Origin of the sequence: Sodaliphilus pleomorphus (assembly GCF_009676955.1) — a bacterium.
GTDB lineage: Bacteria > Bacteroidota > Bacteroidia > Bacteroidales > Muribaculaceae > Sodaliphilus > Sodaliphilus pleomorphus.
The window spans coordinates 695,270-709,363 of the sequence record NZ_CP045696.1 but is presented as its reverse complement, the minus strand read 5'-3'; the positions used below and the strand labels follow the sequence as shown (position 1 = coordinate 709,363).

Annotated in this window: 9 protein-coding genes; all 9 read right to left on the bottom strand. The window is 58.4% G+C overall.

Annotation, left to right across the window (positions count from 1 at the left end):
• Positions 1-21 precede the first annotated feature (21 nt).
• The 9 genes from GF423_RS02920 to GF423_RS02880 all read right to left on the bottom strand — a co-directional run bounded on the left by GF423_RS02920 (position 22) and on the right by GF423_RS02880 (position 14,091).
• Positions 22-1,368, bottom strand: coding sequence for a M16 family metallopeptidase (locus GF423_RS02920; RefSeq protein WP_154326966.1), 1,347 nt, complete (start codon positions 1,366-1,368; stop codon positions 22-24).
• Between the two features lie 6 nt (positions 1,369-1,374).
• The gene (locus tag GF423_RS02915; RefSeq protein WP_154326965.1) at positions 1,375-2,910 is read right to left on the bottom strand and encodes a DUF6850 family outer membrane beta-barrel protein; all 1,536 of its coding nucleotides are present in this window, start codon (positions 2,908-2,910) and stop codon (positions 1,375-1,377) included.
• 11 nt (positions 2,911-2,921) lie between these two features.
• The gene (locus tag GF423_RS02910) at positions 2,922-4,208 is read right to left on the bottom strand and encodes a DUF4876 domain-containing protein (RefSeq protein WP_235911514.1); all 1,287 of its coding nucleotides are present in this window, start codon (positions 4,206-4,208) and stop codon (positions 2,922-2,924) included.
• Between the two features lie 43 nt (positions 4,209-4,251).
• Positions 4,252-7,041 carry a TonB-dependent receptor gene (locus GF423_RS02905; RefSeq protein WP_235911515.1) on the bottom strand — a complete coding sequence of 930 codons (2,790 nt, stop codon included), beginning with the start codon at positions 7,039-7,041 and terminating at the stop codon, positions 4,252-4,254.
• 241 nt (positions 7,042-7,282) lie between these two features.
• Entirely contained in the window at positions 7,283-9,028 is a 1,746-nt protein-coding gene (locus tag GF423_RS02900) for a hypothetical protein (protein ID WP_154326964.1), read from the bottom strand.
• Positions 9,029-9,306: 278 nt separating this feature from the next.
• Positions 9,307-10,770 carry a glycoside hydrolase family 10-like protein gene (locus GF423_RS02895; protein WP_154326963.1) on the bottom strand — a complete coding sequence of 488 codons (1,464 nt, stop codon included), beginning with the start codon at positions 10,768-10,770 and terminating at the stop codon, positions 9,307-9,309.
• Positions 10,771-10,804: 34 nt separating this feature from the next.
• Positions 10,805-11,773: a methionyl-tRNA formyltransferase gene (fmt, locus tag GF423_RS02890; protein WP_154326962.1), complete on the bottom strand. Its 969-nt coding sequence runs from the start codon at positions 11,771-11,773 to the stop codon at positions 10,805-10,807.
• A complete protein-coding gene (locus tag GF423_RS02885) occupies positions 11,755-12,741 on the bottom strand; it encodes an alginate O-acetyltransferase AlgX-related protein (protein WP_154326961.1) in 987 nt (328 codons plus the stop codon). The genes fmt and GF423_RS02885 overlap by 19 nt, the downstream gene beginning before the upstream one ends.
• Before the next feature lie 3 nt (positions 12,742-12,744).
• Entirely contained in the window at positions 12,745-14,091 is a 1,347-nt protein-coding gene (locus tag GF423_RS02880; protein ID WP_154326960.1) for an MBOAT family O-acyltransferase, read from the bottom strand.
• Between the last annotated feature and the right edge of the window lie 3 nt (positions 14,092-14,094).

Here is a 14,094-nt window from a genome sequence, read left to right as displayed (position 1 = left end):
GAGCGTGGAGGCTTGCTGCTCTCAGTCTTGAGCGGGAGTCATCATGAGGTTGAGCTGGCGCCCCTTGTTGAGCAGACGTGCCACAAAAGCGGCGACGTCGGCACGAGTGATGCTCTCGAGGGTGCTCTGATAGGGACCGTCGAAGTCGAGACCGTCGTTGAGCACATAGTTTTGCAGCATTTGCATCCAGTAGCCGTTGGTACCCATGTTCTCCTTGTGCACGCGGCTGTAGTAGTCCTGCTGGGCCTTGAGCTGTGCTGCGGTGACGTTGCCTCGGGCCACGCGCTCAAGGTCGTCGAGCACAAGCTGGCGGGCTGCCTCTCCCTTGCCGGCGGTGACGGTGGCATTGAAGGGGAAGTAGATGGCGGGGCCGCCGTCGGTGTCGACCACGCTGCAGTGCGAGTCGATGTGCTTGGTCCAGCCGTGCTTGCCGCGCAGGTCGTCGAGCCACATGTCGCTCAGGATGCGGCCGGCAACTTGGGCAGTGAGGTAGTTCTTGAGCGTGTAATCTACCTGGGTGGTCCAGAAGAAGTACACCTTGTCTTGCGGCTCGGCCATCTTGGCGGTGAAACGCAGGGTCTTGCTGCTGTCGAACAGGCGGTATCCTATGTCGACCGGCTTCTCGACACGGCCCTTGCCGGGCAAGGTGGCGATGTATTTTACCACAAGCGTCTTGAGCGAATCGGGGTCGAAATCGCCCACGACGAAGACGCTCATGTCGCTCAAGTCGGCAAATCGGTCTTGATACACTTGCAGGATGAAGTTGAGGTCGATGTGGTCGAGATCATAGTTGGAAACTTTCTCAGAGCCCACGGGGTGGTGGCCAAAGACGTTGGCAAAGATGGAATCGGCAAAGGCAAACTTTGGGTCGCCGTGTTTGGCATTGGCCTTCTTGTTGACGGCCACATACTTGTTGACGGCAGCAGTGTCGATTTGGGGGTGGAGTGCCTTGAGCTGCAAGACCTTGAGAGCTATTTCCAGCCCCGTGCGCTTGCAGCTGCCGGCGAAGCCCTCCTCGTCGCGCTCCACATAGGTGCGCATGCGTGCGCTGTCGGCCCTGAGCATCTTGCCCAGCTCGACGGCTGTCATGCCGCCGGCCCCCGACACGGCCATCACTGTGTTGAGTTGCTTGAGCGACGAGGCTTGGGCGGGAGTGTAATTGTGCGAGTATCCGCCAGGCGACGTGCCTGCTATGGTGAGCCAGCCAGGTTGCAGCTTGGAGGCTTTGACATAGACGTTGATGCCGTTGCTCAGCGTCCAGTGCATGGCCCCGTAGGCGCCCAGAGGTGACTCTTTCACGATGCTTTGAGCGCTCGTCACGAGACTGCCCAATGCAAGTACAAGTATTGCTAAAAGTGCTTTTTTCATTTTTCTTTAAAATATAAGTGTTGTTGATGCGAAGAATTGATTGGAAGTGATGCTTGCGGCATAGGTGCCGTGCTCCCAGCACAGCCTGGCCCTCAGTGCATAGCGGCTCGAGAGCTTCACGCTCGTGGCCCAGTCTATCTCGAGGTGGCGCCGGGTCTTGCTCAGCCAGGCGTGCTCGGCCTCGACCATGCGTTGCAAGCCTTGCAGCTGGCTTGTGGCTGTGGCCAGGTGCAGCTGGCTCTCGACAGGCGACACGAGCCGTGTGCCCAGGGTGAGCGTGCTGAAGGTGGCCCCTATCGTGGCACCGCCTGTGAGCCGCAATGTGCCTGCAAGGTCGTTGTAGCGTGTGTGGCTTTCGGGGTCGTTGTAGCGTGTGAGGCGATGACTGTAGTCAACACTGGGGCGCAGCATGAGCGCGTAGTTGCCCCAACGCTTTTCCCAAAGCCCCGCGAGGCCCAGCGCCAGTGTTTGGTCGAGATACCTGTCGAGACTGCCTATCTGGAGATACACCGATCCGGCAGGGTCGCCAAACACATTCTCGGTGCCCTTGCGGCGTGTGGCGCTCACGTGGGCTTTCAGCCCCCATCCAGCGGCCAGCCAACCCGCCTCGGCCGCCACAGTCTTGTGGTCGGTGTGGGCCATGGGCAGCTTGTTGAGGTCGGCCAGCACGTTGTCGATGCCAAGTTGCGCAGCTGCCACGGTGGCCGAGAACCCATGGTTGCCTGCTGGGTGGAGACTGAGCGAGGTGCTCCACTGGCGACCGTTGTAATAAGTGCTGTAGCCGCTGCCGGCAAAGCGGTTGTAGTCGTTGACCAGGCCCGTGACATGAAATATCTTCTCATTGCCCAGCTCGCTGTAGAAGGCGATGTCGTTGGATTGTCTATACTTCATGTAGCCCAGGCTCACGGCTCCCACATAGTCGCCTGCAAGGCGGTAGCCCAGGCCGGCAAGTGCGCTCAAGCGTGCTGTGACGTTGCGTGGCCGGGGATCCACGTTGCGATAGTACAGGCCAGCTGTGTAGCCTATCGAGGCACCCCACGATAGCCGGCCCTTGCGGGAGGCATATCCGCCCCCGAAGCTGTAGCGATCCACATTCATCTTCTTGCCCCCTGCGCTGTCGGCCAGCAAGTAGGGATACACGATGTCGATGTCGCTCGTCTCGTTCCACTCGATGCCATCGATGCGACCGTTGTTGTAGTAGGCCCGGCCCCACAGGGTCTGGCTCTTGTGCTTGATGTAGGTTGTGGCATCAAAGGCCGCGATGTGCTCGCCGTCGCCCTGCTGGGGGTGCAGCGCGGTGCTCTCGTGGCGCGATGTGAACGACAGGCCCACCTCGCTCATCGAGAAGCTGCGGCGATACTGGTTGATGGCTGGGTTGTGCCACGCCAGTGTGAGCAGGCCTTGGGCTGGCTCAAGGCTGGCAAGCTCGATGCGCTGCATCACGGTGGCAGTGCTTGCGCTGTCGGGGGCGGCGGCAGTCTCGGCAGCCACCGGGCTCCATGCCGCAAGGGCAAGCATCGTGCTCATGATTGTCGCTCTCATCGCCATGTGCATTATTTTGCGGTCACGCCGTCCCAGGTTTCGGTCGAGCTTTTGGTCCCGTTCATGTCGATTGACGTGTGCTGACGCTCGATTTCGCTGGCTATGCAGTAGGGGTTGAAGTCCTCGGTCGAGTTGTTGGTGTCTTTGAGCACGGGGTGGCCGTCTTTCAAGTAGAGCATCTTGCGTCGCACGCTGTGGAAATAGCGAGTCTTGTCGCGGTCGATGGTGCCGCAATAGCTCCAGCCGCGATCGAGGCTGGCAGCAGTCACGTTCCACTTGTAGTCGCTTGCCACGCTGCAGTTCACTGCATCTACAATCCAGCTGTTGGGCACGTAGTACTGAGTTTGCGACATGGGGAAGGTGCCAGCTGCCACCACGATGTCGTAGTTGTAGGTGTAGCGGTAGTCTTTCAGGTAGGTCTCTTTGTCGACGGGAATGCGGGCAATGGCCCAGGCCTTGAAGCCCCGGTTGTGCAGCATCCAGAACGAACGGGTGTAGCAGTACCACTTGTCGAGGTTGGGCACGGTGGGGCCGTCGATGTCGAGGTGTGAGGGCGAGCTCGACTCGTCGTACCACTCAAAGTCGGCCTTGCTCAGGTCGAATGAGTTGGGATTGACCACGCGGTGGTCGATGCCGGTGTCGACGATGAGCAACTCGCCTCCAGGTTGCACGGGGTGGTCGTGACCGTTGCCGGGTATTGTGTATATGGCCTGCACGGTCATGGCGCTGTCCATGATATCGGGGGTGTAGTTGTACTTGATCGTGGTGGTGAACTCCGACTCGAGCAGAGTCAAGCCGTCGGCATAGAGCACGTGGTCGGTATTGTTGTAAATCTTGATGTAGTCGTCGCCGTAGTACTGGTTGCCCGAGGTCTGTAGAGTGCCTGTGAAGAATACCTCCGAGATGATGAAGTCGTTGTTGTCGACGGTCTCATAGGCTGTGAGTTTCACTGTGCGGTTGCTGGCCGTGAGCTCGACCGACTGCTTGAAGGCCACAATGTGGCGCATGGCAGTGTCGTCCGGCACTGCCACGTCGGCCTTGTAGGTAATGTCGTAGAGTCCTGTGGGCAGGCTCACACTGCTCTCGCTGCCGAAGGTGGAAGTGCGACCGGTCGACACGTTTTTGACCTCGATGGATGGATTGGTGATTTTTCCGCCCAGGCTGTCGAGACTGCTGGGCAGTGTGATTTCAAACTGTGGAGTGATGTTGCTGTTGCTCGCGGGTTCGTTGCCGTCGTCGTTGCAGGCGGTGAGTGCCAGCATCATGCACATCGACAGCAGGTAGATCATTTTTTTCATCTTTGTGTTTTATTTTTGTTGTGTTTTATTGTAGTTCTTTGGTTCACAAGTCAAAGTTCAGCTCCATGCCGAAGTAGGGGTCGCTGGCGCGCCTCACCGTGAGCCCGTTGCTCTTGTAGGAAGGCAGGTAGTCGATCATGCGATTGGCAAAGACGGCAATCTTCAGGTGCTTGCCTATGCGCTTGGTAGCCTTCAGGTTGACATAGAGGGCGATGGGTGTGGTCTGCTTCTTGTAGACGACATCGTTGTAGCTCTTGACCAGGTATTGCAGCACAGGGTCGGTTTTCATCTGCTCGGTGTAGGGGTGGAGTTGCCCGTCGGCTGCGCTCATGTAGTAGTCGGGCACGCCGTTTTGCCACAGCTTGCGCGAGCTGGTGTACCACATGCACTGTATCGAGGTGGAGAATATCAAGCCCCATGGCGTGATTTGGGTGTCGAACATGAAATTGGTGTTGAATTGTTCGTTGACGCGGCCGTTGTTGCAGTTGTAGTATCCCACATAGTAGTCGCTCACGGCCTTGCCGTCGACCACCATGCTCACGGGGTCGAAGAGCAGCTGAGAGTTGCTGTAGGTGCTGCGAAACCATGCACCGGTCACGGTGAGTGCTGTCGCAAGCGGTTGCCACCGGGCGGTGTTGATCACAAACTCGATGCCTTGCTTGTCGATGCGGCTGCCGTTGGCGGGGCGTGTGTAGCCGTCGAGCACGGTCACTTCCTGGTAGGGAAGGCTCTCGAGGCTGGGAGGACCGCTGAGCGCTTGGGCGTTGATGCCGCTGGCGTCGTAGGTGCGGTATTGGTAGGGGGAGTATACCGATGAGTATCTGAACCCCGACGTCATTTTCTCGCTGAAATAGTCGATTGAGAAATGATTTTTCCCTATTTGGCCACCCAACCTAATTTCCCACTTGTGGTTGACGGCGGGTTTCAGCTTGTAGTTGGTGCGGTCGTTGATATAGGTGCGCAGGTTCACGCGGCTGTGCTCGGCCGGATTGTAGATGTCGTAGTAGTTGAGCTGGATGAAGTCGCTGTAGTGCACTTGAGGAAAGAGATAGTCGGTAGTGGGCATCTTGGTTGTGAGGCCGTAGCCGCCAGCCAGGTAGATCTCGGCTTTGTGGCCCAGCACGGTTGCCTGCGGGAGTGTCCACTTGCCATTGAGGCGGGGATCGAGATACATGCGACCGCTCAGGTAGTAGCGGCTGTTCAGGCCTGTGAGCTGAATGGAGCGCAGTCCCAGCTGCAACTCTATCTTGTGGCGGCCTGCATGGGCGGTGATGTTGTCTTCGGCATACCACGAGAGTGTTGCCAGGGCGGGAATGTCTTTGTAGGCACGCGGGCGTGTCACCCAGGAGGCCGATAGCGGCCGTGTGAGGTCGTAGATTTGCCCCTTGCCGTAGTTTTTGGCATAGTTCCACTCGCCGCCCACCTTGTAGTCATTTTTCAGGCCACCCAGTGTGAGCACGCCTTCGCCCTTGAGTTTCAAGAACACGTTCACGGGCTTGCCGTCGCTCACGTAGCGGGCTATGTACTCACTGAGCAGGTACTGGCCGTCGTGCACGCCCTCTTGCATCGACGTGGGGGCCACACTGGCACGTTGCGGGGCCACTTGCTTGCGGCGCTCGAGGCGGTTGCCCTCATAGCTGAAACTCGTGTTCAGGTTGATGCGGTTGAGCCACGACTGCTTCAAGAGGTTGATGTTGAGATCGCTGGTGTAGGCCATGCGGTTGTAGTCGCTCTTGTACTCGTTTACCTTGGTCGTGCTGATGTCGGGGTCGGTCTTCACGTTGTCAAACGAGCCCGTGTAGTCAATAGCCATCGTCCACTGGGTCTTGGTTCCAGCCGTCTCCCACTGGAAGTTGAACCGGGTCGAGTAGTTGAGACGCTTGTAGTTTTCGAGGTTGTTGCGCGGGTCGATTTTTGAATCGAGGTAACTGACGTCGACGTTCATGATATGATTGCTGTGCCCCAGGTAAAATCCCTTGCCGGCACTCACGAGCTTGCTGTACTCGTCGGCCTTGAAGCGCAGGGTGAACGGCGTGGCCTTGCGCACGCGCTTGATGTTGACCAGACCACTGGTGAGGTTGCCGTACTCGGCCGACGGTATACCTCGCACGATTTCCACGCTCTCGATATTGTCGGTCGATATCGTGCGCATGTCAACGCCGCGGTTGGTGGCATCGCGCTTGTATTCGGGCTGGCTGACGTCGGTCGTGGGCACATTCTGCAAGTTGGCGTCTTCATTGAGGGGTGCCCCGTCGACGACAAAGAGCGTGCCCAGCGAGCTGATGTCGTAGTCCTCGTTGTGTATCTTTGCCCCTGTTGCGCTCATGGGTCCTGTCTCGCGCAACTGGATGCTGTTCACGTTGCCCATGTCGGGGGTGTGGCTCATGTTGCCTGGCAGGAGCTCGAGCAGGTCGGTGAAGCTGGTGGGCTGCAAGTGTGCCATGGCATCGCGGTCGATGCGCGAGGCGCTGGTGAGTCCGGTTTGCTCCTTGGCGGTGACGACGACTTCTTGCAGCACCTTGGAGTTGGGCTTGAGCTTGATGTCGAGGTTTCGGTCGGCAGCAACAACCACGGTTGCCGTGCTTGTTGTGTAGCCCACCATCGACACGGTGAGCACATAGGTGCCTGGGTCGAGCTTGAAGCAGAAGTGGCCGCCGGCATCGGTAGCCTGTGCTTTCCCGCCTGGGCGCACTGCTGCGGTGGCATAGGCGATGCGCTCGTTGGTGCCGGCATCGCTCACTGTGCCTTGCAGGGTGAACGATGCACCCAGGGCATTGCTTGCGCTCAGGGCTGCCAGCACAAGCAACATGTAATTTCTGATTGTTATGCTCATAAGTTGGTGCAAAATTACTGGTGCCGTCATGCTGCCGAAATCCCCTTTTTGCGGTATTTTTCGGGTGCACAGTCGCCAACAGTTGCGATGATAGCCGGTCTTCGCGCCCTGGGGGGGTGCGAGGAGTAATGAAGCGGGAGGCCGACTCCTGCATCAGGTGTCAGCCTCCTGCTCGATTGTGCATCGCAGTGCCACTTGCAGGCACGTGCTCGATGGCAATAGTGTGTGTGTTGTTGCTACTTCACTTCATCATCTTCACTGCCTCGCGGCTGCCGTCGCTATAGGTGGTGACCTTAATGTTGATGCCGGGTTGAGGCTCGTTGCTTGCAATGCCTTGCAGGTTGTAGTAGATCACCTCGGTTGCCGTCGTCTCGGCATTCACGTTTTTCACGGCTGTCGAAGCTGTGAAGGGCAGCGTGTAGGCCGAAATCAAGCATGAATACTCGGTGGCATTGACTACAAACGGGGCCTTGGCACTTGCTGCAGGTGCTTTCGAGGTCAGGTTGCTGCCTTTGCAACGCGTCATTGCATACAGGTTTTGACCGTCAACCACAAGGCTTTGTCCTGTTGCACAGTTGGAAAACAGTTGCACCTCGTCTTGCTTGGTGAGTGTAGCCTCGTCATATTTCACAAGCTTGAGCGCGCCGTTGAGGGTGTAGTAACCCAGGTAGATGTTTTGGTTTTGGTCTTCAAAGGCGTCGAAGAAGCTCGAGAATGCTGTGGCATCGGTGATGGCTGCCTCGAGGGTGCCGGTAGCGGCATCGGCCTTGAGCAGCATGGCATTGCGTGTGCTGGGGGTTGAGACTGTAGTGCCCTCGACATCGACTGCGTTCTTGCACTGGCCCATGAGATAGATATCGTTGTCGTTGACGATCATGTTGGGGTTGTTGATGGCACTGCCGCTGAGCGTAGACTCGTATACCTTGAAGAAGTTCACTTTATCCAGGTCGAGGCTCAGGTTTGCTGTGGCCCAGCTGGTGTTGGCGCCGGTCATGGTCACACGCTTGTCGCCGAGGGTGATGTCGGTGCCTGCGAGTCCCTGGATCACGCCATACACATAGAGTGTGTTGTTCTTGATCTTCATGCCGCGCATCGCCTCGCAAGTGGCTGCGCCGCCGCTGGTGATGCTGTTCAAGTAGTTGCCTTGGGCATCGAGTTTCACGATATAGAGGCTGCCCACGCTTTTCTGTGGGTCGCCGCTCCAGCCTTCCACGTTGTGGGCGGTGATGTCGACGGTCGACCCGTCGGCCTTGGTTAGGGTCAGGGCTGTGCACACACGGCCGCTCAAGTAGATGTTGTCGTTGCTGTCGACCGTCATGCCGTAGAGATAGGCGCCTGTGGGGGTGATTTTCTTATAGGCGTCGCTTGTGGCGCCTGGCTGCGGGTCGTGGTTGACTGCAATCTGCCTTATCCAGGAGATAGCGCCGTCGGCCGTCACTTTCATCACAGCCAGGCGATAGTAGCGTTCGGTTGCACCGGTCTCCAGCGCCCAGTCAACGGTAGTGGTGTCGCCTGTGGCGTCGACCAGGGCAATGCTGTCGGTCAGCCTGCCGTAGGTGTGGCGCATGCTGAAGGCTGCGATCACACCGCCGTCGCTCGTTGCGGCTGCCCATTGCTGGGTGGTGGCTACTTCACCCGTCACACTTGCCACTGTCCACACAGGGGTGCCGTCGCTGGCATTGAGCTTCGACAATACGAAATTCTGGTTGTAGGATGTGCTGGAGTTCTGTGTTCCGTTGGCGATGGGGGTGTCGCCCATACTCACCACGTCGGCACTGGTCTTGGTGTCTGCAGCAGCGAGCATGTACAAGCTGCCGTCATTGCCTTTCACGAGCTGTCCGCCTGTGGTGGTGGTTTTGACACCGCTGCTCACCAGCAGTTTGCCCCACTGCGAGTCAACGTTGCTCAGGCTGGCTGAGGATTGTGCCCACGCTGGCATGACGGTCATGGCCAGTAGCAGGGCCGAGAAGATGTAGGATTGTTTCATTACAATTGAATTTTATGATGTGATACTATTGTGTGCAAGTGTGATGGTGTGCAGTTTGCACATCTCTTTAATTCTTTCATGCAAAAGTAGAGCGTGGTTTTTTCTCATGTAATCCCCCAAAGTTGTGATTTCTCGCGATTTTATCCCCACGATGGGTGTGGGCGGTGCGGGCAGCAAGGCAACGAAAACATGGAAAAAAAACATGAGGGAGCAAGACTTGCTCAATGTCTTGCTCCCTCGTGTGGGTGTCAAGCCTGGAGGCTTGTTGCGGGGCTATGTCATTTCTTCACGCCGCGTGACTCGTTGTTGCAGTGGTCGACGGCGGTCACAATATAGGTGAACTTGCCCTTGGCGGTTTCTACATAGGAGGCTTGATCGCTTATTTGCACGATGGCCTCGGCGCGGCTGGTATCGATTTTCTCGCCTTTCTTGAAGCGATACACCACGTATTTCACTGCGCGTTGCATCTCGTCGCTGGCAGCCGGGGCTTGCCAGGTGAGCGTGTTGTGCTTTTTCTTGAGCTTCACCACATCGCCTGGAGCCTTGTTGTCGAGCCAGGGATACATGGGCGGCAGGGCAAGCGTCGACTGCTGGCGGGCCATGAGCGAGTCGGCCACGCCCTTGTAGTTGCCTGTGAGGTCATAGCAGGGCCACCACACCACGCCGCCCACGTGGGCGAGGCTGCGCATCTTGTCCAGTTTTTGGCCGAGCTGAGTGGGAATGTTGCTGTCGTGGGTATTGGCATAGTTCATGGTGTTGCGTATGGCCAGACCATAGTACATGTCGCGGCCGTTGGCGTTGTCGTTCCACCAGTCCATGAGCACCGAGTCGCTGGCGGCTTTGTGCTCCATCTGCCAGTAGAGTTGCGGCACCATGTAGTCGACCCACCCCATGCGGGTCCACTTGGGGCAGTCGGCATAGAGGGCATCATAGCATTGCAGGCCGTTGGTGTCGCTGCCCTTGGGGTCGGTTTTCTTGTTGCGCCATATTCCGAAGGGGCTTATTCCGAAGCGCACCCAGGGCTTGATGCTGGCGATGGTGCGGTGCATCGAGGCGATGAGCGAGTCGACATTGGCCCGGCGCCAGTCGCCCTTGTCCTGCCCGTTGCCGTAGCGTGCGTAGCTGGTGGTGTCGGGGAAGTCGGTGTCCTTGATGGGATAGGGATAAAAATAGTCGTCCATGTGCAGGCCGTCGATGTCGTAGCGGGTCACGATGTCGGCCACCACGCGGTTGATGAAGTCGCGGCACTCGGGATAGGCTGGGTCGAAGTAGTATTGCTTGCCGTATTTCAAGAACCACTCGGGATGCTTGCGCAGGAGGGCACTGTCGCATATTTGCGACTCCGAGCCCACTCGGTAGGGATTGATCCACGCGTGCAGCTCAAGTCCGCGCTTGTGAGCTTCGGTCACCATAAACTCCATAGGGTCCCAGTAGGGGTCGGGGGCTTGTCCGGCCTTGCCGCTGAGCCACAGACTCCAGGGTTCCAGCTTGCTGGGGTAGAAGGCATCGGCCTGTGGCCGGCAGTGGAAGATGATGGCATTGCAGTGTGTGAGCTGGGCGCTGTCGAGGATGTTGAGCAGGTAGGCCTTGTTCTCGGCAGTGGTGTGGTTCTGGTAGTAGCGGTCGCCCACGGTGGGCAGCCACACGCCACGAAACTCGCGTTTCGGGTTTTGTGCCGCAGTGTGCATCGTTGCTGCACATGTCGCGGCGATGAGGATAAGCAGTAATGTTTTTAATTTCATCGTTTTTTAGTGTTGATTGTATTGTCGGGATTGATTAGTCGCAATGGGCGTCTTCTATCTTGAAGCCGCGCAGGAAAGCATCGGCAGGCATTCGCTTCTTGCCAGCTACTTGCAACTGTGTGATTTCGAGGCGTCCGTCGGCGCAGGCCACCCACAGGTGCCGGCCGTCGCTTGTGACGGTGCCAGGCAGTTCACCCTCGGGCTTGGCTTGAGGCTGGCCCGTGGCAAACACCTTGGTCGAGTGTGCCTTGCCTGTGGCGTCTACAATCTCGGTCCAAGCTGCAGGGTAGGGCGAGAGGCCGCGCACGTGGTTGTAGAGGGCTTCGGCAGTGCGGTTCCAGTCGATGCGGCAGGTGTCTTTGAATATCTTGGGTGCAGGTGTGGGTTGCTGGCCGGCGGTGAGCATTTGGGCTTGGGGCGTGGTCTTGACGGTCCCGTCGATAATTGAGTCGACGGTGTCGATGACCATTTGGGCACCCAGGTGCATGAGCTTGTCGTGCACGATTTCCACATTGTCGGTGCGGGCAATGGGTATCTTGCGTTGCTCGATGATGTCGCCGGTGTCGATCTCGTGCTTGAGAAAGAAGGTGGTGACGCCGGTCTCGGTGTCGCCATTCATCACGGCCCAGTTGATGGGAGCGGCGCCGCGGTACTTGGGCAGCAGCGAAGCGTGCAGGTTGAAGGTGCCCAGCCGTGGCATGGCCCACACCACCTCGGGTAGCATGCGGAAAGCAATCACGATTTGCAAGTCGGCCTGCAGGCTGCGCAGGGCTTCGACAAAGGCCTCGTCTTTGAGCTTCACGGGTTGCAGCAGGGGCAGCCCCTGGGCGAGGGCATAGCGTTTCACGTCGCTCTGGTACATGTGGTGGCCGCGGCCGGCCGGCTTGTCGGGCATGGTGACCACGCCCACGATATTGTAGCCGCCTTCCACAAGCCGCCGCAGGCTCTCGACGGCAAAGTCGGGCGTGCCGAAGAATACGATTCTTAAGTCTTTTTTCTCCATGTTGTAGTGTTGTTGTATATTGTTGTAGTCGAATGTTTGTTGCCAGCAGGAGCCAGCAGTTGCGGCCGGGCTTTCTTGGCCCGGTGTATCATCTCGCGGGTGAAGATGCGCGCGCCGCGGTCGTTGAGGTGGCCGGCATCGTCCCAGCAAGGGGCTTTCCCCACAAGGTTAGGGTCTTGGGCAAGATAGATGTAGGGCACGTGGTGCGCCTTGCACAAGTCTACTACGGGCTTGTGCACGCTCAGCATGTCGGGTTGCGGGTCGAAGTAGGGCGATGTGACCACGATGAGCCGCGACTGGCATTGTTCCACAAGTTTCTTGAGGTAGCTCATTTTTTTGGCATCGAGCTCGCGGGTGAACTTGGGGTAGGGCTCGTGCTGGGGCTTGATGACGCCGAATTGCGGCACATAGCCGTTGTCGGCCAGCTTGTTGTTGTAGGGGCTGTCGCTCCGGTGGCTGGCCAGCCATATCTCGGCAATGAGCGAGTTGTAGGGGTATATGCCCGAGAGCATGCGCACGCGCTCCATGGGGTCGATGTCGGCCAGCATGCTGTCGCGACACCTGAGCTGCCTCATGGGGCGTATCTTGTTGACGGGATTGTTGGCCTGGCTGTGGCGCATGGCGTCGTAGCCGTACTGCAGCTCGTAGACGACCACCCTGGGCCTGTAGCGTTGCAGCAGTGCACGCAGCAGCGCGTAGTTGAGAAAGATGTTGCTGCCCTCGATGCCGCAGTTGTAGCAGCTCATGCCAGTAGAGTCGGTGATGATGCGTGGCACATAGTGGTGCAACGCGCGCGACGAGCCCAGTATCACGATATCGGCCCGGGCGCTGTCGGCAATATAGTTGAGCTTGCCTATCTCGTCGCGGTGCACACGGCTGTAGGCATCGCCCAGCACGGGCCCCAGTGCCTGGTCGCAGGCGGCAATCACCGCCAGCATGATGAGAAATGTGCCAATAAACCGTCGCATGCGCTAAAATTTTACATATATAAATTGCCCACTGTCGATGACGCCGATGAGCAAGATGAGTATCACAACGATCCCGTAGCCTGCCAGCGAGACTGGTCGCGGCAGCTTCAGCACTTGCCACTCGGCCTGCACGTCGCGCAGCATGACCACCACAAAGGTGAAGGCCATGTAGCACATCACGCTTGTGGCGTGTACCGAGTAGGCAGGCAGCATGATGTGGAATGCGTTGAATGGCGCTGTAAACAGCTGGGTGAATATCTGGATATAGTTGGACTGGAAAAATGTCAAGTTCATGGCCATGAGCACCAGGGTGACTGCTGTCACGGCCACGCGCGCCGGCACGTGACGCCTCCACTGCTTGAGCGGCAGCGCGTGGCTCAGGGTCACCAGCACGCCGTTGACCAAGCCCCAGGCCACATAGCACACAGTGCCGCCGTGCCAGCAACCGCTGGCCACAAAGGTGACCATGATGTTGAAACAGGTGCGCCATTTCGAACACCGGCTGCCGCCCAGCCGAATGTAGACATGGTCGCGCAGCCACCCCGACAGGGCCATGTGCCACCGGTGCCAAAACTCGCCTGCACCCATTGCAAACAGCGGCTGTGAGAAGTTGGCCTTCAAGTCGATGCCCAGCAGGCGGCCGCATCCTTGGGCAATGTAGGAGTAACCGGCAAAGTCGCAATACATCTGGAAAAGATAGCACACTTGGGCAAAGAGCAGCGAGAAACCGTTGTGGCTCATGGCGTGGCCAAACACGCCGCTGGTGTAGATGCCAAAGCGGTCGGCAACTGCCACCTTCAGAAACATGCCCCACACCACCAGCCGGGCGCCGCTGCCAGCCAGTGTCTTGTCGAAACCCAGCCGGTGCTCTCTGAACTGCGGCATCAGGTCGAACGAGCGGTTGATGGGACCCGAAAGCACCGTTGGGAAGAAGCTCAGATAGAGGGCATGGTTGAGCAACGACTGCTCGCGCGGCACCTTGCCCCGGGCCACATCGGCCACGTAGCCCACGGCCTGCAGCGTGTAGATCGACAGGCCTGCGGGTATCATCCAGTTCAGCCCGTTGAAGTCAAGCCCCAGCCCGCAGGCGTGCAACGCTGCCAGCACAATGGCATCGGCAGGAGCGATACACTTGTAGAAGGCAAGCGGCAACAGCATCAGTGCCAGGCAGGCTGCCAGGCCCGCCTGGCGCCTCTTGCCGCACTTGGTGGCCAGCAGGCCTCCAGCGTAGCTCACGCCCGCAATCCACAGAAGAAACACACTGCACAGCGGGCGCCACATGGCATAGAAGGCCAGGCTCACTGCCAGCATGAAGGCATTGCGCCACCGACGTGGCAATATCCATGTCACGAG